Origin of the sequence: Sorangium sp. So ce119, from assembly GCF_051524405.1 — a bacterium.
Classification (GTDB): domain Bacteria; phylum Myxococcota_A; class Polyangia; order Polyangiales; family Polyangiaceae; genus Sorangium; species Sorangium cellulosum_G.
The window spans coordinates 511,010-533,045 of record NZ_CP150311.1; the positions used below are offsets into that span (position 1 = coordinate 511,010).

Below are 22,036 nucleotides of genomic sequence, written 5' to 3' on the forward strand. Positions count from 1 at the left end.
AGTCCCCGGAAACAAGCGCCAGAAGCACGAAGCCCCCAACGAGATCGTCGAGGGGGCTCCGTTAAAAACCTTCGCCATGAAAGTTCATGGCGATGAAGGATTGGCTCCAGCTGCTGGACTCGAACCAGCGACCCGGCGGTTAACAGCCGCCTGCTCTACCAACTGAGCTAAGCTGGAATGCGTCGGAGACGGGCGCGAGAATAGTCCGCCGGCTCTTCCCGTCAAGCGAATCCGCACCGCGCTTCACTTTGGTGACACGCGCGTGGGCTCGCCCGCTCCCTCCCCTACCCCGCCCGTCCCGGCCGGCGCTTCCCCTTTCCCCTCGCCCGTTCCCGCGAGATTGCCCGCCTGGCGTGCTTCTGCGACAACCCCGCCGTGTCGCGCGCCGCCGAGCCCCTCCCGCCGCCGCCCGAAGCCCCCGCCCCCGCGCAGGCCCCCCCGGACCCCGCGCAGGCCGCCCCTGCCGCTTCCTCTCCCGCTGCTGCGGCCCCGACCGCCCCCTCCGCCACCACCGCCCGCTCCGCCGGCCGCGGCGGCCTTGCCATCGCGGGCGCCAAGGTCTCCTTCATCGTCTTCGGCTTCGTCCAGCAGCTCATCCTCCCCCGGCTGCTCGGCACCGACGGCTACGGCGCGGTCTCCGTCGTCTTCGCCGGCGTCAGCGTCGTCAACAACGTCATCGTCGCGACCGGCATCCAGGGCGTCTCCCGCGCCGTCTCCAGCGTCGCCGAGCACCACGCCGCCGAGGCCTTCCGCCGCACGCTCGCCCTGCACGCCATCCTCGCCGTCGTCGTCTCCTCGACCTTCGCGCTCCTCGCCGGCGCCATCGCCGACTTCTCCGAGGCCCCCCACGTCGCCGGCCCGCTCCGCCTCGCCGCCCTCATCGTCCTCCTCTACGGCCTCTACGCCCCGCTCGTCGGCGCCCTCAACGGCCAGCGGCGGTTCCTCACCCAGGCCGGCTTCGACATCGGCTACGGCGCGCTCCGCACCGCGAGCATCGCCGCCGGCGCCCTCCTCTTCCTCCGCGCCGGCCAGAGCGGCGTCCTCGGCGCCATCGCCGGCTTCGTCGCCGCCGCGGCCATCATCGCCCCCCTCGCGGCCCTCAAGACCGGCCTCGGCCGCCGCGGCAGCGCCGGCCCCTCGATCCGCGAGCACCTCGTCTTCCTCCTGCCGCTCGCGGTCTCGCAGACCTTCCTGAACTTCCTGCTCCAGACCGACTTCTTCCTCCTGCGCCGCTTCCTCGGCCAGGCCACGAACCACCTCGCCCTCGGCGCCAGGGCCGCCGACGACCTCATCGGCGTCTACCGCGGCGCGCAGCTCTTCGCGTTCCTCCCCTACCAGCTCCTCCTCTCGATCACGTTCATCCTCTTCCCGATGCTCGCCCGCGCGCACGCCGAGGCCGACAGCGCCGCGGTCCGCCGCTACACCATGACCGGCGTCCGCCTCTCGTTCCTGCTCACCGGCCTGCTCTGCGCCCCCATCTCGGGCCTCGCGCCGCACGTCCTGCGCTTCGCCTTCCCCGTCGAGATCTGGAGCCGCGGCGGCGACACGCTCCGCGTCCTCTCGCTCGGCATGGGCGCGTTCGCCGTCCTCGGCGTCGCCTCGGCCGCGCTCACCAGCCTCCGCCGCGAGCGCATCGCGGCCGCGCTCACCGCCGCCACCGTCCTCCTCGTCGCGATCGGCTGCTCCGTCGCCGTCCCCCGCGCCGCCTTCGGCCCCGACATGCTCGTGAGCTCCGCGACCGCCACCTCGCTCGCGCTCGCCACGTCCGCGGTCGTCGCCGGCGTCCTGCTCCACCGCGTCGCCGGCGGCTTCGTCACCGCGAAGACGGCGCTCCGCGTGGGCCTCTCCCTCGCCGTCGCGGTCGCCGTCGGCGCGCGGCTCCCGTGGCTCGGCAAGGTCGCCGTGCTCGGCGAGGCGCTCCTCGTCGGCCTCGTCTACGTCGCGCTCCTTGTCGTCACGCGCGAGGTCGGCCGAGAGGACCTCGCCGTCCTCCGGCAGGCCTTCGGGCGCGGCGCGCGGCGCGCCTAGCCCCTCGCCAGAGGTCCAGCCAAGGATGCGGAGAATTCAACGCCAAGGCGCAAAGACGCAAAGGCGCGAAAATATAGAACAAAATGTCATGAATTCTTGCCTTTTTGCGTCTTGGCGCCTTGGCGTTGAACTCTCTTTCTCCCTCTCTCCGCTTGCCCGCGCCACGCCACGCCGCCGCGTGCGCCCGCTCGCGTCCGTCCTGACGCACGCGCTGCGCGCCCGCCCACGGCGGCCTCGACGCCCCTTGACCGTCAGCCGGCGATCTCGCATACGGCGTCTCCTCCAGCACGGCCAGCGCCGCGCCCGCTCGAAGGCCGAGCGGCGGACCGCGGCGCGCCGGCACCACAGGCAGGCGAAGACGTGGCTCCTCAATTCATCTTCACGATGCAGGACGTCCGGAAGGTGCACCCCCCGAACAAGGAGGTGCTGAAGGGCCTGTGGCTCTCCTTCTACCCGGGCGCGAAGATCGGCGTCCTCGGCTCCAACGGCGCCGGCAAGAGCACCCTGCTCCGCATCATGGCGGGCGTCGACAAGGACTACCTCGGCGAGGCCCGGCCCGCCGACGGCATCCGCATCGGCTACCTCGCCCAGGAACCGCAGCTCGAGGCGGGCAAGACCGTCCTCGAGCACGTCGAGATGGCCGTGCACGACGTCCGCTCCCTCGTCCAGCGCTTCGAGGAGATCGGCACCAAGCTCGGCGAGTCGCCCCCCGACATGGAGGCGCTCCTCGAGGAGTACGCCGCGCTCCAGGACAAGATCGAGGCCGCCAACGGCTGGGAGATCGACCGCGTCGTCGAGCGCGCCATGGACGCCCTCCGCCTCCCTCCGCCCGACGCCGACGTCACCAAGCTCTCCGGCGGCGAGCGCCGGCGCGTCGCCCTCTGCCGGCTCCTCCTCGAGAAGCCCGACATCCTGCTCCTCGACGAGCCGACCAACCACCTCGACGCCGAGAGCGTCGCCTGGCTCGAGCGCTTCCTCCACGACTACCCGGGCACCGTCGTCGCCGTCACCCACGACCGCTACTTCCTCGACAACGTCGCCGGCTGGATCCTCGAGCTCGACCGCGGCGCCGGCATCCCGTACGAGGGCAACTACACAGGCTGGCTCGAGCAGAAGAAGAAGCGCCTCGAGCTCGAGCAGAAGCAGGAGTCCTCGCGCAAGCGCACCCTCGAGCGCGAGCTCGAGTGGGTGCGCATGGCCCCTCGCGCACGCCAGGCCAAGAGCAAGGCCCGCCTCGCCGCCTACGAGTCGCTGCTCGCCGAGGACAGGTCCAAGAAGGTCGAGGAGAACGAGATCCACATCCCCGCCGGCAATCGCCTCGGGAACGTGGTCGTCGAGGCCGACCACCTCCGCAAGGGCTACGGCGACCGCGTCCTCATCGACGACCTCACCTTCTCGCTCCCGCGGGGCGGCATCGTCGGCGTCATCGGACCGAACGGCGCCGGCAAGACCACCCTCTTCCGCATGATCATGGGCCAGGAGCAGCCCGACGGCGGCGCGCTCCGGCTCGGCGAGACCGTCGAGCTCGCGTACGTCGACCAGTCGCGCGACGCCCTCAACCCGAACAACAACGTCTGGCAGGAGATCTCCGGCGGCGAGGACCGGCTGCTGGTCGGCAAGCGCGAGGTCAACTCGCGCGCCTACGTCTCCAGCTTCAACTTCGCCGGCAGCGACCAGCAGAAGAAGGTCCGCGACCTGTCCGGCGGCGAGCGCAACCGCCTCCACCTCGCCAAGCTGCTCCGCCGCGGCGGCAACGTCCTCCTGCTCGACGAGCCGACCAACGACCTCGACGTCGACACGCTCCGCTCCCTCGAGGAGGCGCTGCTCAACTTCGCCGGCTGCGCCGTCGTCATCAGCCACGATCGCTGGTTCCTCGACCGGATCGCGACCCACATCCTGGCGTTCGAGGGCGACAGCAAGGTCGTCTGGTTCGAGGGCAACTACGCCGACTACGAGGCCGACCTGAAGCGCCGCCTCGGCGCCGACGCGGCCGAGCCCCGCAAGATCCGCTACCGCAAGCTCACCGCGAGCTGACACGGCGCCGCGCTCCGCCGCCCGGCAGATTCCAGCCCCAGAGCACGTTTCCGGTCTGGTGCGACGCCGGCGCCCGCAGTAGCTCTCCTCTCCATGCACCGGAGCTCCCTTCGCGCGGGGCTCGCCGCTGCGGTCGCGGCGGGCGCGCTCGCCACCCTGGCCGCGACCGGCTGCCGGGACGCCGCCGAGACCCGCTCGCCGTTCGAGGTCGCCTCGTCCGGCGCCGGCGGCGTGGCCGAGGGCGCGGGCGGCCAGGGCGCCGGCGGCTCCGGCGGCTCCGGCGGCGCGGTCGACCACGGCGCCGGCGGCGCCGGCGGCGCCGGCGGCTCCGGCGGCGGCGATCCTCGGGTCGACCCGCCGCCGGAGGCCGCGCCGCTCGCGGTCGTCACGTGGAACACCAAGGATTTCTTCAACGACGAGGACGACACCGAGGGCACCGAGGAGACGGTGCTCAGCCCCGCGCGCTACCGCGAGAAGCGCGAGGCGGTCGCCGCGGTGATCGAGCAGCTCGCGCCCGACGTCGCCGTCCTCCAGGAGGTCGAGCACCTCGACGTGCTCGAGGACCTGAACCGCATCGAGCTCGGCGGCGCGTATCCCCACGCCGCGCTCGTCGAGGCGTACGACCCGCGCGGCATCGACGTCGGCGCGATCTCGAAGATCCCCTTCGATAAGATCGTCTCGCACCGGGACGACCGCTTCACGCTGCGCGGGACGCAGGGACCTGTCTATACGTTCACGCGCGACTGCCTCGAGCTCCACCTCACCCGGGGCGGCCGCAAGGTCATCCTGCTCGGGGTCCACTTCAAGGCCAAGGCGGCGCCGGACAACCCGGACCGGCGCCTCGCCGAGGCTCAGCGCACCCGCGCCATCGCCGACGCCCTCGCCGCCGAGCACCCCACCGCGGCGATCGCCGTGCTCGGCGACTTCAACGACCTGCCCGGCTCGCTCCCCCTCGAGGCCGTCGCCGGCGCCGGCGACGTCGTGTTCGAGGACGTCGCGACCGCCGCGCCGCCCGCGGACCGCTGGACGTACGACTTCAACGGACAGCTTGAGCTCATCGACCACCAGATGGTCAACCCGCTGCTCCGGGACATGCTCGACCCGGCCTCGGTCCAGATCCCCCACGGCCCGTCGATCGACGACGCGAGCGATCACGCGCCCATTTTTTCCGTCTACAGGATCACCCCGCCCACGTAAGCGTCCGACCGCGCTTCAGCTAAGCTTCGCCCCGATGCACGGCACGAGGAGAAAAGGCTCCCCGCCGAGGGCCCGCCGAGACTGGGGGCGCCTCTTCGTGCGCGTGCTCTGCTTCGTGTTCGCCGTGATCGGGGGGATCCCGCTCGCGCTCGGCGTCCTCGTGCGGACCGAGACGGTGCGGGCCTGGGCGGCGTACGAGACGGCCGCGCTCCTCGAGCGCGAGCTCGGCATCACCGCCCGCTACGACGTCCGCGTCCAGGCCTGGCCGCTCATGGTCGGCCTGAACCGCCTCGTCGTCGACTCCTCCGACGGCGGCGCGCCGTTCCTCGAGCTCGAGCGCGTCGCGATCCGCCCGCGCCTGTTCTCGCTGCTCGCGGGGCACATCGACGCGGGCGACGTCGAGATCATCGGCCCCCGCGTCCGCGCCGTCGTGAAGGACGGCGAGCTCCGGAACCTCAAGCTCCCCGGCACCGGGAAGAGCAGCGACGGGGGCGGGCTCGACCGCGCCCCGCTCTCCTCGGTGGCGATCACCGACGCGCGGGTCGACCTGACCATCGACAACGTCCGCGTCCAGGCCCGCGAGGTCGACGTCGACGTCTCCGCCGAGCCGTCCAACGCGTTCGAGATCGCGATGCGCTCCGGCCTCGTCTCGGTCGTCCACACGCACGCCGCCCCCGGCCGCGAGGCCGAGGAGGACAGCGTCGACGAGGACGTCGTCTGCCGCTTCGACACGCGCGTCCGCGTCGAGCCCGATCGCGCCCTCGTCCGCCGGCTCATCCTGGAGGGCGCCGCCGACTTCGACCCGGATCCCGGCACCGCGCCCCCCTGCGCGCTCCCGGACGGCGACTGGCGCCGCGTGGAGCTCGAGCTCGGCGCCCTGCGCGCCGTCGGCCTGGGCGGCGGCATGCCCCACCACATCGAGGGCCGCGTGCGCGCGCGCCTGCCGGTGCCGATCGTGCACCGCTTCGTGAGCCTGCCGCCCGCGTCCGGCGCGCTCGCCATCGACGTCGCCGCCGAGTACGACGCCGCCGCGGCGCCGCTCGGCCTCGCGCTCCCGCGCGTGAAGGGCACCCTCGTGCTCGACCAGCCGGGCCTCGACGGCAGGATCTTCGTGACGCGGCTCTCCGGCGAGATCTCGACGACCCCCGACGCCGTGCAGCTCGCGAACGCCGACGTCGCCTGGGCCGACGGGACGCTGAAGATCTCCAGCGCGGAGCTCAAGCCGTTCGAGAAGGGCATGCCGCTCCAGGCCGGGCCGATCGACCTCGCCAACATCGAGCTGCCCGGCCTGCTCCGCGATCTCGGCGTGCACCCCCAGGCGCACGTCGCCTGGACGCTGCACGAGGGCCGCTTCGATCGCTTCGGCGGCACGCTGTCGCCGCTCTCGCTCGAGGGCCCGCTCGCCGTGCAGACGCGCGGCTTCGACATCTTCGACAAGCCGACCAAGGACCCTGCGCGCCAGCGCCTGATGGGCGTCAAGGAGGCCGCGCTCCGCGGCTCGTTCCAGGTGCGGCAGAGCGCCGTCGTGCTCTCGGGCTTCTCGGTCGACACGCCGAGCTCGCACCTCCGGACGACCGTCTCGCTCGGCTTCAACGACCAGCTCGGGGTCGAGGTCCACCCGGGCTCGCGCGTGGACCTCGCCGAGGTCTCGCCCCTCGCCTCGCTCGAGCTCGGCGGCGTCGCCACGATGAAGGCCTCGATGCACGGCTCCTACGCGCACCCGAAGCTCAAGGGCGAGGTCGGCATCGAGAAGTTCGTGTTCACCGGCTTCCCCATCGGCGACCTCGAGCCCTCGCCGGTCGCGTTCGAGCCGCTGTTCCTGACGCTCGAGAACGCGCGCGTCCGGCACGGGGCGAGCCGCGTCCGGGTCCCCTCGATCAAGATCGACTTCGACCCGGCGGGCAACCTGCCGAAGGGCCGGCCGCTCGACAGCGCGTCGGGCGTCGTCGTGGTCGACGCGACCGTCGACACGCGCGAGGCGCCGCACCTCGCCGCGCGCGACCTGCTCGAGATGCTCCGCATGGACAAGGACCCGCGGTTCGCCGCCTACAAGGCGACCGCGAGCGGGACGGCGCGCGCGCACTTCGCGCTCGGCGGCCCGGAGGACCGCTGCGGCGGCGGCTACCTCGCGGTGAGCGCCGGGATGCGGCTCAGCGGCGTGGAGCTGCTCGAGGAGCGCTTCGACGAGGGCGAGGTCGACCTCAACCTGATCTGGGACGACCAGGCCGCCGGCGCCGACGGCATGCGGCTCGACGTCCGCTCGGCGTCGCTGCGCAAGGGCACGGGCTCGGTGCTGGCGAGCGTGTCCGTGCAGCACGGCGGCGCGATCAAGGGGAGCGTCATCGCGAGCGGCCTCCCCATCGCGCGGCTGGACGCGCTCGGGCCGGCGGCGTCGCTGGTCGACGGCTCGGTGTCGCTCGTCGCCAACCTGGGGGGCACCGTGAGCCGGATGGCCGGGTTCGCGGACGTCCACGTCTCGCGCGTCGGCATCCGCCGCTCGCACGCGAGCCTGCCCCCCTCGCGCGTCGAGCTCACCATCGTGCCGAACGACAAGGCGCCGAAGATCCTCGGCAGGACGCCGATCTGCGGCAACCCGCAGGGCGCGCCGTTCGATCCGGCGGAGTACGAGCGCGACCTCCCCGACGGGTCGTTCGTCGTGAACGGCTCGCTGTTCGGCGGGCAGGTCGCGCTCGAGGGCCTCCGCGTCACGCGCCAGCAGCGCAAGATCGTCGACGGCAAGGTGCGCGTCGACGCGCTCGACCTCGGCACGCTCGCGAACCTGATCCCCGGCGTCGCGTTCTCGGCGGCGCCGCCGAAGGGCACGCTGACCGCCTCGCTCGACATCGAGCGGCTGCCGCTCGCCGATTTCCGGCAGGCGGCGCTCACGCTGAAGGTCGACGCGCTCAAGCTGGAGCGCGCGGGCCAGGGGCTGAACCTCACGAACCCGAGCGGGCCGATCCGCCTCGCGGGCAACGCGGTGAAGGTGCCGGAGCTCCGGCTCGAGGCGCACACCGCCTCGCGCCTGTCCGCCGCCTTCACCGCGTCCGGCGAGGTGAAGCGGGTGTTCACCGCGCCGGACCTCGACGTCGCGATCCGGGTGAGCCCGACGAACCTGTCGCGGCTCAGCGCCGACATCCCGCAGATCCGGCACGCGCGGGGCACGGTGCAGGCCGAGGTGCAGGTGACAGGGCCGCTCGCGGGGCTGCGCTACGCGGGCTCGGCGACGCTCAAGGAGGGCGAGCTCGACGTCGTGGGCCTGCCTGTGTCGCTCGACGACATCGACGTGGAGATCGCGATCGGCGGCGACCAGGTGCGCCTGACGAAGGCGAGCGCGCGGGTCGGCTCGGGCACGGTGACCGCGGTCGGGCACATGCCGGTCCGCGGCCTGGCCCTCGGCACGGCGCAGGCCTCGATCGTGGCGACCGGCGTGAAGCTGCCGGTCGCGGAGGGCGTGAACCTCACCGCCAACGCGAACCTCTCCGCGAGCTTCCGGCCCGGCGTCGAGGACGACGAGGCGGGCGAGAAGAACCTGCCGTCGGTGAAGGGCACGATCACGCTCACGTCGTTCAGCTACACGCGGCCGATCCTGATGAGCGTCGACCTCGACGACCTGACGGGCCGCCAGCGGACGGCGGTGCAGACCTACGACCCCGCGGCCGACGTGGTGCGGTTCGACGTCACGGTCCTGTCGCCGAACCCGCTCCGCTTCTCGAACGATCTCGCGGACATGCGGCTCGAGGTCTCGCCGACGGGGCTCGCGCTCTCGGGCACGAACCAGCGCTTCGGCGCGCGCGGCTCGCTGCGCATCCTGCCCGACTCGAAGCTCATGCTGCGGAGCACCGAGTTCGAGGTCCGGGAGGGTTACGTCCGGTTCGACGACCCGTTCCGCATCGCGCCCAAGGTCGACGTGCGCGCCGAGAGCGAGTACCGCCGCTACACGTCGGCGAGCAGCAGCGCCGCGGCCGACCCGGCCGCCGGCGCGGAGGCGGCGGCGCCCACGGCCGCGGGCCTCGGCGCCGGCGCGAACCCGACCGGGCAGTGGCGCATCAAGCTGCACGCGCAGGGCGACGCCGACAACCTCCGGCTCAACCTCACGAGCGATCCGCCGCTCAGCCAGGAGGACATCGTCCTGCTCCTCACGCTCGGCATGACGCGCGCCGAGCTCAACCAGGGCGTCGTGTCGTCGCTCGGCGAGACGATGGGCCTGGAGGCGCTCTCGTCGCTGACGGGCGCCGACAAGGCGGTGAAGACGATCGTGCCGATCATCGACGAGTTCCGCTTCGGCACCGGCTACTCGTCGAAGAACGGCGCCCCGGAGCCGACGGTGACGCAGGGCAAGCGCATCACGGACGCGGTCCGCGCCAACGTCACGACGGGGCTCTCGCAGGGCAGCCAGGTGCGCGCGGGCGTCGAGGTGAAGCTCAGCGACCGCATGAGCCTGCAGGGGTCGTACGACAACACCAACGACGCCTCCTCGAGCTCACCGCTCGGCAACGTGGGCGCCGACCTCCGCTGGCGGCTGGAGTTCGAGTGACGAGGGTTGACGGAGCGCCGGCGGCCCGGCGCTCGCAGGAGGAGCGCCGGCGACCCGGCGCTCGCAGGATCAGCTGGCCGACGCGAGCGCCGCGTCGAGGGCGCCGTAGCGGTCGTCGCGGCCGACGACCCACTGCCGGTGGCCCATGAGCTCGAAGATGCGCCGGTGCTTCGGGTTCTTCCAGGTCATGCCGAGCAGCACGCGCTGGAACGCCTCGGCCTTCGCCTCGGGCAGCGCCGGCAGCGCGTCGAACATCGCGAAGTCGTAGGCCGGCGTCGTCCAGAGGACGTCGACCCGCCGGAGGTCGATGTGGCCGTTCGCCTGCTCGGAGAGCCAGACCGCGTCCCCGACCGCCGCCGCCTGCGCCTTGCCCTCGTGCAGCGCCGCGAGCGCCTGGATCTCGCTCGTCGCGGTGTCCCCGTGCTTGCCGACGTCCACCTCGAACGGCATGAGCTGGATCTTCTCCACCGCCACCCCCGCCTGCCGGAGGAAGTGGAGCGGGAGGATGCGCGCGTGCGCCGAGTCGGCGCTCCCGACCGCGAGCACCTTGCCCTCGAGGTCGCTCAGCGACCCGACCGCGGCGTCGCGGCGGACGAGGAGCTTGCTGTGGAAGTCGCGGTCGATCTCGCGCATCGCGAGCGAGCGGGACCGGCCCTCGGTCTGCCGCTTGACCCGCACGTGCGCCATCGCGCTGTCCCAGGCGACGTCGATGTGCCCGCGGACCAGCGACTCCACCTGGCGCTCGTAGGTAGAGAAGAGCGCGAAATCAATCAGGATTCCATGCTCGCGGAAGTGCTCGCGCAGGAGCTCCCACAGCGTGACCACCTTGGCGTCGTGCGCCACGGCGCCGACCAGCATCGCCAGGTCCTTCATCCGGTGCCTCGCACGGGCGGCGACGCTAGCACGAGGTCCGCCCGCCGAGAGCCCCACGTCTCGCACATCGACACCCCGGAGCGCGATCCGGTCCGGCCCGGCCGGGCCGGGGGCTGGAGCCCGCGCGGATCGCGTTGCCGCGCGCACCTCGCGCGGCGGCGGGGACGACGCGCCGGCACGAACGCCGCGCGGGCGGCCTCTTGCCCACCGGCCGCCCAACCGGGCTACGCTGCGCTCCTCGTGCACGCCGGCGCCGGTTCGTTTCGATTTCGTCCCCCGGCGCTCCGCGCTTGATGGCTCGCCTTCGCTCCACCCTCATTCCCGTCTTGCTCGGCCTTTTGCCGCTCGGCGCGACCGCCGTCGACGCGCGCGCCGATCAGGCGCCTGCGCGCCAGGCCAACCAGGTTGAGGTCAACCCCAACCAGGTTGGGGTCAACCCCGGTGGGGCCAACCCCGGCGCCAACCAGGTTGGGGTCAACCCCGGCGGACAGCCGCAGGCCGACCCCAACCAGGTTGGGGCCAACCCCGGCGGACAGCCCCAGGCCGGCCCGGCCGCCGACCAGGTCGAGGCCCGCCCCGCGCCCTCGGGCGACGCGGGCACCGAGGCGACCGACGTGCCGTCGCTCCAGGAGCCGCTCGCCCTGGGAGAGCTCGTCGGCAAGCCGATCGTCCGCATCGACGTCGTCGCCCAGGGCGACCGCTGGCTCAGCGTGGCGCCGGTGACCAGCGTCGAGCTCGGCGAGCCGCTCAGCCCCGACGCCGCGCGCCGCGGGATGCGCGAGCTGCTCGCCTCCGGCAACTTCGCCCGCGCGTCGGCCGAGGCGCGCCTGCTGCCCGACGGCGCCGCGCTCCGGATCGTCGTCGTCCCGCGCCGGCGCGTCGCGACCATCCAGCTCACCGGCGGCGCCCTCGACCGGCAGGACACCCTCAGGGCCGCCGGCATCGCCGACGGCGGCGAGATCACCGCCGCGGCGCTCGCCGAGATCGGCCCCCGCATCCGCGCGTTCTACGCGCAGCACGGCTACCCGGCCGCCGCGGTCACGGTGCGCGCCGTCGACACCGACGACCCGACCCAGGTCGTCCTCGCCCTCGACGTCGAGGCCGGCGCCCCGCGCCTCGTCTCGCAGCGCGTCTTCGTCGTGGAGCCGCGCGCCGAGCGCGAGCTCGGCTCGCTCAAGGAGCGCTACCCCCTCGGCGTCGGCGCCCGCGTCGACGAGCCGGCGCTCGCCGACGCCGACCGCGAGATGACCGAGCTGCTCCGCCGGAGCGGCTTTCACTACGCCCGGGTCTCCCACCGCGTGCTCGCGGTCGGCCCGAACAACTACCTCTACGTCTACCTCGAGCCCGGCGCGCGCATCGTCCCCGCCTTCGACGGCAACCGCGCCTTCGACGACGACACCCTCGAGGCCGCGCTCGGCCTCGGCGAGGCGACCGACACCAAGCCGGGCGACCTCGCCGATCGGCTGCGCTCGTTCTACGTCGTGCGCGGCTTCCTCGACGCCGAGGTCACCCCTTCCCTGGGCGGCAAGCCCGACGATCCGGTCCGCTACCTGACCTTCACCGTCCGCGAGAACGAGCAGGTGCGCGTCACGAAGCGCGTCTTCCCCTGCCTCACCGGCGACCTCAGCGCCGACGACCTCGGCCGCGAGATCGAGAGCTTCCTCGAGGAGGACCTGCCCGGCGACGACTTCGCGGTCCCCGACCCGCGCGGCGTCGCGGACCTGTTCGGCCCGACCCGCGGCGCCGGCGGCCGGGCGCGCCCCGTCGAGCTCATCCCGGCGATGACGTACGCGCCGGAGACCTACGACCGCGCCCTCAAGCACCTGCGCGACCTCTACTTCAGCAAGGGCTACCTCAACGCCGTCGTCGGCCCCGTCTCCGTGCTCCGCGCCACCTGCTCGCGCCGCTCTCCGCCGGGCGCCTGCGTCCCCGAGCCCGTCGCCGAGCGCGTCACCGCCCAGTGCCGCACCGACGCGCTCGGCCTCCCCCTCCCCGAGCCGCCCGTCCCCGCGGCCCTGACCTGCCGCCCCGACCCCGCGCGGCACGTCACGTGCGCCCCCGAGGTGACGCTCCGCATCCCGGTCCACCCCGGCCCGCAGACGGTGCTCTACGACCTCGCCTTCGAGGGGAACAAGGGCTTCTGCGCGCAGACGGGCATCGGCGAGCGCGACAGGACCTTCTGCGCGGAGGAGCGGCCGTTCAGCGAGCGCTGGCTCAGCGACATCGCCGATCTGGAGGTCGGCAAGCCGCTCTCGACGCTCGCCCTCGACGCCGCGCGGCTGCGCATCCTCGATGCCTACCGCGATCTCGGCTACGCGTTCGCCGAGGTCCGCGCCGCGATCGAGCCGTCGCCCGACCGCACGCGCGCCCGCGCGCGGTTCATCGTGTCGGAGCGAGATCGGGTGTTCGTCACCGGCATCGTCGTCAAGGGGGCCGTCCGGACGGACGAGCGGCTCATCCTCCGCCGCGTGCTGCTGCGCGAGGGCGCCCCGTTCCGGCAATCGCAGGCCCGGCTGAGCGAGGAGCGCATCGCGACGCTCGGGCCGTTCTCGAGCGTGTCGATCTCGCTCGAGGACCCGGACGTCCCGCAGAAGAACAAGCGGGTCATCGTCCACGTGGTCGAGCAGCTGCCGCAGTACCTCAACCCGCAGATCGGGTTCTCGACCGGCGAGGGCGTCCGCGCCGCCTTCGAGTACGGGCACCGCAACATCGGCGGCCTCGCCGTCGGCCTCACGATGCGCGTCCAGCTCAGCTACCTGTTCGAGTTCATGATCGTGGACCCCGCGGCGCGCCGTCACTACGAGCAGCTCCAGGGCACCCAGCGGCTCGAGCGCCGCAACACCGTCTCGGTCACGCTCCCGGACATCGGCCTGGGCCCGCTGGTCAGCCTGTCGCTGTCGGGCGTCGAGATGCGCGACAACCAGCTCGACTTCGGCTTCGAGAAGCAGGCGATCATCCCCGCGCTCACGTACCGGCCGCGGCGCGCCGTGACGGCGCAGCTCGCCGTCTCCACCGAGCTGAACGCGGTCGACTTCTTCCAGGGCGACGCCGCCAGCGACCCGGCCGAAGCGGCCGAAGCGGCCGACGACAAGCGAGACATCCTCGACCAGCTCCGCATGCCCGAGGGCCGCACGATCGCCCTGGCGCAGCGGCTGGACGCGTCCTGGGACACCCGCGATGTCCCCTTCGCCGCGACGCGCGGCTTCCTCCTCTCCGGCGGGGTCGAGCACGTCGACGCGTTCGACGTGTTCGACTCGGGCGAGGCCCAGTCGAGCTTCCCCGAGAGCCATTTCCTGCGGTTCACGGGCCGCGTGTCGGGCTACATCCCGCTCTCGCGCCGGTCGGGGCTCACCCTCGCGCTGAGCCTGTCGGGAGGGTACATCCAGCCGCTCGTGGCCGAGAGCGGGACGTACCCCGATCGCCTGTTCTTCCTCGGCGGCGTCGACTCGCTCCGCTCCCACCTGGCCGAGTCGCTGTACCCCGAGGACGGGCTCGAGGAGGCGAGGAAGGCCGTCGGCGAGGGGTCCGACATCTCGACCGAGGACATCCCCCGCGGCGGGACGGTCATGGTGAACCCGCGCGCCGAGCTGCGCGTTCCGCTGACCGATCTGCTCCAGCTCGGCCTGTTCCTCGACGCAGGCAACCTCTGGATCAGGGCGAGGAACGTCAACCTCGACCCGCGGCTGCTCCGCTACGGGCTCGGCGCCGGTCTGCGGGTGAACACCCCCATCGGCCCCCTCGCCTTCGACTACGGCTTCAACCTGGACCCGCGCGAGGAGCTGAACGAGATCGACGGCGCCCTCCACTTCTCCGTCGGGCTCTTCTGACAGACGAGGCTCCCCTGATGAACCGTTCTTTCCGTGGTTGTGCGCTGCTCGCCCTGACATCGGTCCTGACGATCTTCGGCTGTGGGGATGACAGCGCCGCGCCGAGCAGCTCGGGGACCGCGTCCGGCGGTGGGGAGGGAGGCCAGGGCGGGCACGGCGCGGCGGGCAGCGGCACCGCGGGCGGCGGCGCAGCGGGCGGCGGCGCGACGGCCGGCGGCGGCGACGCGACGGGCGGCGGCGCGGCGTCGACCGGCTCGGGCGGGGCGGCGGTGTGCGGCGACGCGCGGTGCGAGGCGCCCGAGACGTGCGGCTCGTGCGCGGACGACTGCGGCGTGTGCCCGCCGGTCTGCGGCGACGGCACGTGCGAGCCCACGCGGGAGACCTGCCATGCGTGCGCCACCGACTGCGGCGAGTGCCCGGCGGGCGACGAATGCAGCCACGACGTGTGCGAGGAGGGCGACCCGCTCGTCGCCGGCTGCGACCCGTGCGTCACCGCGCTGTGCACGCGGGACCCGGCGTGCTGCATGAGCGCGTGGGGCCCCGACTGCGTGGAGGGCCTCGCCACCGCCTGCGGGCGGGCCTGCGGGTGCGCGCACGACCTCTGCGAGACGGGCAAGTCGCTCGACGCCGCGTGCAATGGCTGCGTCGAGACCGTGTGCGACCCGACCGAGGGCGACGGCTACTGCTGCATGTTCGACTGGGACGAGAGCTGCATCGCGCTCGCGCAGATGCGGTGCGGCCTCACGTGCCCGTGATCCTGGCGCGCGGCCGGCCCCCGCTCGCCTGCCACGCGCACCGCGGGGGCGCGGCGTAGCTCACGCCGCGCACGGCGTGCAGGCCCAGGTCCGGGAGCGCCACGCCGAGGACCAGGTGGCCGCAGGCGGGGACGCCCGCCGGCCACCCTTCGCGCTGGCCGCCCAGCGCGGCCGCGTGGAGCGCGATCGACACGGGGCCGGCCGCGAGGTGGAAGGCCGCGGTCGCGGGGGCCCCGCCGGCGCCCAGCGCCTCCGCCAGGGCGCCGGCCGAGGCCTCGAGGTGCGCCGAGGCCACGCCGAGGGCCGCGGCGGCGAGGAGCGCTGTCGTGTTCGTGGTCAGCCGCATGGGCGTCTCCTGGAAGCGAAAGCCATCCTGGCGAGGACCGCCGTCGCGCGACAGCGGCGTGCAGCGAGCCGCGCGGCCGCTGCAGGGAGCGCGGCTCGCCCCGCGGCGAGCCGCCCCGTGAACCGCGGCGAGCCGCCCCGTGGACCGGGGCGGGCAGCGCCGCTCAGCGCGCCGTGGCCGCCTTCATCTCCCGGACGAAGCCCGCGACGGCGCGCGCGGCCGCCTCGGGATCCCCGAGGTTCGCGGCGACCCGCTGGACGACAGCGGACCCGCTGACCACGCCGAACGCCCCGGCGCCGAGGGCGGCGCGCACGTGCTCGGGCTTCGAGATGCCGAACCCGAGGATCGCCGGGGGCGCGCCGAACCGGCGCAGCGTCTCGAAGAGCGTCCCGTGGCTGAGCTGGAGCTGCTCGTCGGCCCCGGTCACGCCCTTGCGCGTCACGCAGTAGGTGTACGCGGCGCACCGCTCCGCGAGCAGCTGCAGCGTCGCCTCCGACGCGTTGAGCGGCGCGATCAGCACCGGCGCGACGCCCACCGCGCGCGCCGCCGCCACGTAGGGCTCCGACTCCCGCACGGGCACGTCGGCGACGAGCACGCTGTCGACCCCGGCCGCGGCCACCGACGCATAGAAGCCTTGGAGATCGCGGTGCTTCACCAGGTTCGCGTACGTCAGGATGCCGACCGGCACCTCCGGCGCCTCCGCCCGGAACCGACCGAGGAGCTCGATGCAGTCCGCCGGCCGCACGCCGGCCGCGAGCGCCCGCACGGCGGCGGCCTGGATCGTCGGGCCGTCCGCGATCGGATCCGAGAACGGGATCCCGACCTCGATCGCGTCCGCCCCGCCCTCCACGGCCGCGCGCAGCAGCCGCGCGCTCGTGGCGATGTCGGGATCCCCGAGCATCAGGAACGGGATGAACGCCCCCTCGCCCCGCTGCCGCAGCCGATCGAATGCGCGATCGTAGCGCGTCGTCATCGCCTCCCGACTCATGTCGACCTCCCGGGATCGAGCAGCTTCTGCGCCTGCTCCATGTCCTTGTCTCCGCGCCCCGACAGGTTCACGACGAGCACCGCCTCGCGCCCTGCCTGCGCCGCCTCCGCCGCCATCTTCAGCGCGTGCGCGATCGCGTGCGCCGACTCGAACGCGGGGATGATCCCCTCGCTCCGCGCGAGCTTCTGGAACGCGTCGAGCGCCTCGTTATCGGTCGCCGCCACGTAGGTCGCCCGGCCCGACGTCATGAGGTGCGCGTGCTCCGGCCCGACGCCGGGGTAGTCGAGCCCCGCCGAGACGGAGTGCGTCTCGGCGACCTGCCCGTGCTCGTCCTGGAGGATGTAGGTCTCCGACCCGTGCAGCACGCCCGGGCGACCCTTGAGGAGCGTCGCGCCGTGCTTGTCGGTCGAGAGCCCGTGGCCGGCGGGCTCGACGCCGACGAGCGCGACGCCCTTGTCCGGGATGAACTCGGAGAAGATGCCCATCGCGTTGCTGCCGCCGCCCACGCACGCGACCACCGCGTCGGGCAGGCGCCCCTCGGTCTCCAGGATCTGGGCCCGCGCCTCGCGGCCGATCACCCACTGGAAGTCGCGCACGATCGTGGGGAACGGGTGCGGCCCCGCGACCGTCCCGATGAGGTAGTGCGTGTCCTCGTAGCTCTCGGTCCAGTAGCGCAGCGCCTCGTTGAGCGCGTCCTTCAGCGTCTGCGTGCCCGAGCTCACCGGCACCACCTCGGCCCCCATGAGGCGCATCCGGAAGACGTTGAGCCGCTGCCGCTCGACGTCCTTCGCGCCCATGTAGATGCGCGTGGGCATCCCGAGCAGGGCCCCGATCATCGCCGTCGCGACGCCGTGCTGGCCCGCCCCGGTCTCGGCGATGAGCCGCTTCTTGCCCATGCGCCGCGCGAGCAGCCCCTGGCCGAGCGCCTGGTTCGTCTTGTGGGCGCCGCCGTGGAGCAGGTCCTCGCGCTTGAGGTACACCTTCACGCGCGGATCGCCGGTCAGGTTGCGGCACAGGGTGAGCGGCGTCGGGCGCCCCGCGTAGGTCGTCAGCAGCGCGTTGAACTCCGCCGCGAACGACGGATCGCCGCGCGCCTCCAGGTACGCGCGCTCGAGCTGCTCGAGCGCGGGCACGAGGATCTCCGGGACATAGGCGCCGCCGAAGGCGCCAAAGCGACCGCTTTGCTGCATGGTGATTGCCTCGATCGTCGATGTGCGTGGTGCGTTGTGCGTCGTGGAAAGTGCGGTCAGGGGGAAGCGCGGTCCGCCGGGCCCGCCGGGTCGGGGTCGTGGCGCGAGGGGCCGCGCGCGCTGTCGAACAGCCGCACGAGCAGGTCGGCGCACTTCGCGCCGGGCGCGCTCTCGACCCCCGAGCTCACGTCGAGCGCCCACGTCCCCACCCGGCGCGCCGCGGCGATGTTGTCCGGGTTGAGCCCGCCCGCGAGCAGGCTCCGCGCCCGCGCCGGGTGGCCCTCGATCGCGCTCCAGGCGAACGTCCGGCCGGTGCCGCCCCGCGCCTCCGCGGTGCGCGTGTCGAAGACGAGCCGGTCGGCGCGGCGCTCGACCTCGGCGCCCGCGCCGGCGTCGCCCGCCGCGCCCGCCGCCTCGCCGGACGGCGCCATCGGGACCGCCTTCCAGACCTCGCAGCCCTCGGGCAGCGCGCGCCGCAGCACCTCGACGAACGCGGCGTCCTCGTCGCCGTGGAGCTGCACGGCGCGGAGCCCGAGCGCGCGCGCCGTGTCGGCGACGAAGTCCGCGGGTTGATTGAGGAAAACGCCGGCGAAGGGCAGCCCCGCCGCGGTGGCGACCACGACCTCGGCCTGCTCGCGGGTCACCCGCCGCGGCGACGCCTCGGCGAAGACGAGGCCGCCGAAGCGGGCGCCGAGCCGCTCCGCCTCGCGCGAGTCCCCGGGCCGGGTCAGGCCGCAGACCTTCACCCGGCCGTTCACGAGCGCGCGCGCGGCGTCCGCGATGTCGGGGCTGCGCATGAGCGACGTGCCGACGAGGAACCCGTCGACCGAGCGCGCGAGCCGCTCCACGTGGGCGCGCGACTCGACGCCCGACTCCGCGATGACGATCCGGTCGCGCGGCACCCGCGGGGCGAGCCGCTCCGAGACGGCGAGGTCGACCTTGAGCGTCTTCAGATCGCGGTTGTTGATGCCGATCACGGGCGCCGGCAGCGCGAGCGCGCGGTCGAGCTCCGCCTCGTCGTGGACCTCGACGAGGCAGTCCATGCCGAGCGCCTCGGCGGCGCCGAGGCACAGGAGCGCTGTCGCGTCGTCCAGCACCGACAGCATGAGCAGGATCGCGTCCGCCCCGTGCGCCCGCGCCTCGACCACCTGGTAGGGCGTCACGACGAAGTCCTTGCAGAGGATCGGGACGTCCAGCACCGCGCGCACGGCCTGGAGGATCTCGAAGCTGCCCTGGAAGAAGGGCTCGTCGGTCAGCACGCTCACCGCGTCGGCGACGCCGTAGTACGCGGCGGCGACGGCGTGCGGGTCGAAGTCCGGCCGGATCAGCCCCTCGGACGGGGACGCCTTCTTGCACTCCAGGATGAACCGCGCGCCCGGCGCGGACAGCGCGCGCCGCAGGCTCCGCGACGTGGGCGAGGCCTTCGCCCTGAGGTCGGCGAGCGGGGTCCGCCGCTCGCGCTCGGCGACGTCCGCCCGTTTCCGCTCCACGATGCGCGCGAGGACATTGCTCTGCTCAGCCATGATGCGCCTCCTTCCGGGCTTCCTGGGCCGCATCCCGGCTCACCGCCACGAAGCGCGTGAGCCGCTCGCCCGCCCGGCCCGACCGCAGCGCGTCGAGCGCCACGGCCGTCCCCTCGCGCAGGCTGTCGGCGCGCCCGCCGATCCAGAGCAGCGCGCCCGCGTTGATCGCGACGGCGTCTGTGTGCGCGGGCTCGCCGCGGCCGGCGAGGAGGTTGCGGAGCCACGCCGCGTTGGCCTCCGGGCCGGCGCCGCGGAGCGCCTCGATCGGGGCGGGCGCGACCCCGGCGTCCGTCGGCTCGATCGTGAGCTCCTCGACGACCCCGTCGCGGAGCCGGGCCGCGCGGGTCGGGGCGTGCAGGGCGATCTCGTCGAGCCCGCCGCCGTGGACGACGAGGGCGGACTGACAGCCGAGCATCCCGAGCGTGCGCGCGGCGGGGACGACGAGCTCCGGGTCGTAGATGCCCATCACCTGGATGGGCGGCGCGCTCGGGTTCACGAGGGGGCCGAGCAGGTTCATGATGGTGCGCACCTTGAGGGCGCGGCGCACGGGCATCGCGTGGCGGAGCCCCGCGTGGTACTGCGGCGCGAAGAGGAAGCAGAAGCCGACCTCGTCGAGGGCGCGGCGCGAGACCTCGGCTGGCGGGTCGAGCCGGGCGCCGAGCGCCTCGAGCGCGTCGGCGGAGCCGCACTGGGACGAGACCGAGCGATTGCCGTGCTTGGCGATCGGCAGCCCCCCTTCGGCGGCGACGAAGCCGACGGCTGTCGACACGTTGACGGTGGACTGCCCGTCCCCGCCGGTGCCGCAGCAGTCGGCGTACGCGTAGGCCGGCCGCGCGAACGGCGCCGAGGCCCCCCGGAGGGCGCGCGCGGCGCCCGCGATCTCGGCGGGGGTCTCGCCCTTCGCCTTGAGCGCGACGAGCAGGGCCGAGAGCTCGATCTCGGTCAGCGCCCCCGCGACGACGTCGCGGAAGAGCGCCTCGGTCTGCTCCGTGGAGAGGTCCACGCCCGCGCAGAGCGCATCGATCACTGCATGCATCATGGTTCGCTCCTCATGTTCACGGCCGTTCCGGCGGACACTGCTCCTCGAGATTCGAACATCGGACTGCGGCGCCCTGCATACCGGACAAAAACGAAAAGGCCCACCGTTGTTCGGCGGGCCCTCTTTCTTCTCTTCAGGTCGGCCTCCCCGCAGGGAGGCGCGTTACCCGTCGTGAGGGCCCGCCGCGGTAGACCACCAGCGCCACCAGCGAAGCCCGGCGGCCGCGCGCACGGCGGCGCCGAGGACGAGCGCCTCGGAGCCGGAGCGAGCGCAGGACGCGGTGAGCGCGCGGGGCATGTGGGAAACATAGCTTGCGGTCGCGCGCGGGGTCAAGCGGGTTCGCGGCGGTTCCCGCTTCGCTGGATCTGCCTGTCTTCCGGCGACGGCGACGAGGCGCGGCGCGGCGCGGCGCGGAGTTGTCCGCGGCGCGCGGGGCGCACGGCTGCGTGCGGCGGTGCCCTGTGGCCCTGAGCGTCTGGCGATGTCCTCGCGGTCGGGACGCGGGTGTGCGGGACAGACGCGCTGTCAAAGGCAGTGAGACGAGGGATACCAGGCTCGGCGCGCTCCCTCCGCTGTCCGGGCGTCCTGGAGTTGCTCACTCGAAGAAAGCTTCTCTGCGACAGGCCCGGACTCGGCGACAGCGCCGCGCAGCCCCCTTATCGCTGGCCCTGGCCGGAGCGGCGGTTCAGCGGCGCGCACTTCCGCATCGACGCGGTCTATCAACGCACGGTCGCCGAGCTCCGGGCGCGCGGCAGCGTGCTCTGGCTGGCGTTCGCGCCGCTCGCCAGGGACGCGACCGCGGAGATGATGCGGGAGGTCGTCGCCGAGATCCACGCGCGGGCGACGACCGGTGAGGAGCGGGCGGAGCTGTACACGGCGTTCCTGGTGCTGGCGACCATCGACCCCTGGGGGCACAATCTGCAAAAGGAGCTCATCACGATGGTGGAGGACATGGAGGAAGGGCTGCTCCGGCGCACGCCGATCATCGGAGAGATGATCATCGAGGCCGAGCAGAGGGGACAGTTGCAGGGCCGTGAGGAGGCGATCGCCGAGCTGCTCGGCCGCCTGTTCGCGCGGCGGGTCGGGCGGCGCCCCACCACCGAGGAGGAGCGCTCGATCCTCGATCGGGCGCGCGCGCTCGGCCCGGGCGAGGTCGAGGACGCGCTGCTCGACCTCGAGGGCGACGCGCTGGTGCGCTGGCTCGCCGAGCCGGCGCGCCGATCGTGAGCGTTGCTGTGGTCGACGCTCGGCTGCGGCCCATCGGCGTGATCTGCTCCGCGCTCAAGGATCGCAGCGAAGCGCCCAGACAAGGTTCGGAGGGAGCGCCCGATGCCTGGCTCGAGGTGTACCCGTGGGCGGCGGAAGGACTGCAGGGTCTCACCGTCGGCGACGAGATCATCGTCATCACGTGGTTTCACCAGGCACGCCGCGACGTCTTCCTGGTCCACCCGCGGTCCGACCCGCGCAATCCGCTCACGGGTGTCTTCGCGACGCGATCTCCTGACAGACCGAATCCGCTCGGGCTTCATCCCGTCTTCGTGCGCGCGATCGAAGGGAACCGCCTGCGCATCGGTCCCATCGAGGCCATCGACGGGACGCCGGTCGTCGACATCAAGCCGGTGCTGAGGTGAAGCGCGTCGCGCCACGCCACGGAGACAGGCGCAGATTCATCGATCCAGCGAGCCGAGCTCGCTCCAGAGGC

At 73.4% G+C, this 22,036-nt stretch carries 14 protein-coding genes and 1 tRNA gene; 8 read left to right on the plus strand and 7 right to left on the minus strand.

What is annotated here, in order from left to right:
* Positions 1-101: 101 nt before the first annotated feature.
* Positions 102-177: transfer RNA gene (locus WME76_RS46290), tRNA-Asn, on the minus strand.
* A gap of 198 nt (positions 178-375) precedes the next feature.
* On the opposite strand from WME76_RS46290, the gene WME76_RS46295 reads away from it, so the two are divergent.
* The 4 genes from WME76_RS46295 to WME76_RS46310 all read left to right on the plus strand — a co-directional run bounded on the left by WME76_RS46295 (position 376) and on the right by WME76_RS46310 (position 9,793).
* The gene (locus WME76_RS46295) at positions 376-2,028 is read left to right on the plus strand and encodes a lipopolysaccharide biosynthesis protein (protein WP_437962611.1); all 1,653 of its coding nucleotides are present in this window, start codon (positions 376-378) and stop codon (positions 2,026-2,028) included.
* Positions 2,029-2,388: 360 nt separating this feature from the next.
* Positions 2,389-4,062 (plus strand): energy-dependent translational throttle protein EttA, encoded by a 1,674-nt coding sequence (ettA, locus tag WME76_RS46300; RefSeq protein ID WP_437962612.1) that lies wholly within the window; start codon positions 2,389-2,391, stop codon positions 4,060-4,062.
* Between the two features lie 93 nt (positions 4,063-4,155).
* A complete protein-coding gene (locus tag WME76_RS46305) occupies positions 4,156-5,259 on the plus strand; it encodes an endonuclease/exonuclease/phosphatase family protein (RefSeq protein ID WP_437962613.1) in 1,104 nt (367 codons plus the stop codon).
* A gap of 97 nt (positions 5,260-5,356) precedes the next feature.
* Positions 5,357-9,793 carry a translocation/assembly module TamB domain-containing protein gene (locus tag WME76_RS46310; RefSeq protein ID WP_437962614.1) on the plus strand — a complete coding sequence of 1,479 codons (4,437 nt, stop codon included), beginning with the start codon at positions 5,357-5,359 and terminating at the stop codon, positions 9,791-9,793.
* A gap of 69 nt (positions 9,794-9,862) precedes the next feature.
* Here WME76_RS46310 and WME76_RS46315 read toward each other — a convergent pair whose 3' ends face one another.
* Positions 9,863-10,666: a phosphate/phosphite/phosphonate ABC transporter substrate-binding protein gene (locus WME76_RS46315; RefSeq protein WP_437289265.1), complete on the minus strand. Its 804-nt coding sequence runs from the start codon at positions 10,664-10,666 to the stop codon at positions 9,863-9,865.
* 326 nt (positions 10,667-10,992) lie between these two features.
* Between WME76_RS46315 and WME76_RS46320 the strand changes: the two genes are divergently transcribed.
* Together WME76_RS46320 and WME76_RS46325 are read left to right on the plus strand one after the other, a co-directional pair.
* On the plus strand, positions 10,993-14,493 hold the full coding sequence (locus WME76_RS46320; RefSeq protein ID WP_437962615.1) for a POTRA domain-containing protein: 3,501 nt from the start codon (positions 10,993-10,995) through the stop codon (positions 14,491-14,493).
* A gap of 17 nt (positions 14,494-14,510) precedes the next feature.
* Positions 14,511-15,248: a hypothetical protein gene (locus WME76_RS46325; protein ID WP_437962616.1), complete on the plus strand. Its 738-nt coding sequence runs from the start codon at positions 14,511-14,513 to the stop codon at positions 15,246-15,248.
* On the opposite strand, the gene WME76_RS46330 is transcribed toward WME76_RS46325, so the two are convergent.
* The 5 genes from WME76_RS46330 to trpD all read right to left on the minus strand — a co-directional run bounded on the left by WME76_RS46330 (position 15,235) and on the right by trpD (position 20,331).
* Positions 15,235-15,594: a hypothetical protein gene (locus tag WME76_RS46330; protein ID WP_437962617.1), complete on the minus strand. Its 360-nt coding sequence runs from the start codon at positions 15,592-15,594 to the stop codon at positions 15,235-15,237. The genes WME76_RS46325 and WME76_RS46330 overlap by 14 nt on opposite strands.
* Positions 15,595-15,757: 163 nt before the next feature.
* On the minus strand, positions 15,758-16,567 hold the full coding sequence (trpA, locus tag WME76_RS46335) for a tryptophan synthase subunit alpha (protein WP_437962618.1): 810 nt from the start codon (positions 16,565-16,567) through the stop codon (positions 15,758-15,760).
* 11 nt (positions 16,568-16,578) lie between these two features.
* On the minus strand, positions 16,579-17,772 hold the full coding sequence (gene trpB, locus WME76_RS46340) for a tryptophan synthase subunit beta (RefSeq protein WP_437962619.1): 1,194 nt from the start codon (positions 17,770-17,772) through the stop codon (positions 16,579-16,581).
* A 56-nt stretch (positions 17,773-17,828) separates the two neighbouring features.
* A complete protein-coding gene (gene trpCF / locus WME76_RS46345) occupies positions 17,829-19,295 on the minus strand; it encodes a bifunctional indole-3-glycerol-phosphate synthase TrpC/phosphoribosylanthranilate isomerase TrpF (protein WP_437962620.1) in 1,467 nt (488 codons plus the stop codon).
* The gene (gene trpD, locus WME76_RS46350; protein ID WP_437963028.1) at positions 19,288-20,331 is read right to left on the minus strand and encodes an anthranilate phosphoribosyltransferase; all 1,044 of its coding nucleotides are present in this window, start codon (positions 20,329-20,331) and stop codon (positions 19,288-19,290) included. The genes trpCF and trpD overlap by 8 nt, the downstream gene beginning before the upstream one ends.
* A 594-nt stretch (positions 20,332-20,925) precedes the next feature.
* On the opposite strand from trpD, the gene WME76_RS46355 reads away from it, so the two are divergent.
* Entirely contained in the window at positions 20,926-21,561 is a 636-nt protein-coding gene (locus WME76_RS46355; protein ID WP_437962621.1) for a hypothetical protein, read from the plus strand.
* On the plus strand, positions 21,558-21,965 hold the full coding sequence (gene tsaA, locus WME76_RS46360) for a tRNA (N6-threonylcarbamoyladenosine(37)-N6)-methyltransferase TrmO (RefSeq protein WP_437962622.1): 408 nt from the start codon (positions 21,558-21,560) through the stop codon (positions 21,963-21,965). Before WME76_RS46355 ends, tsaA begins: the two co-directional genes overlap by 4 nt.
* The last annotated feature ends 71 nt before the right edge of the window (positions 21,966-22,036 follow it).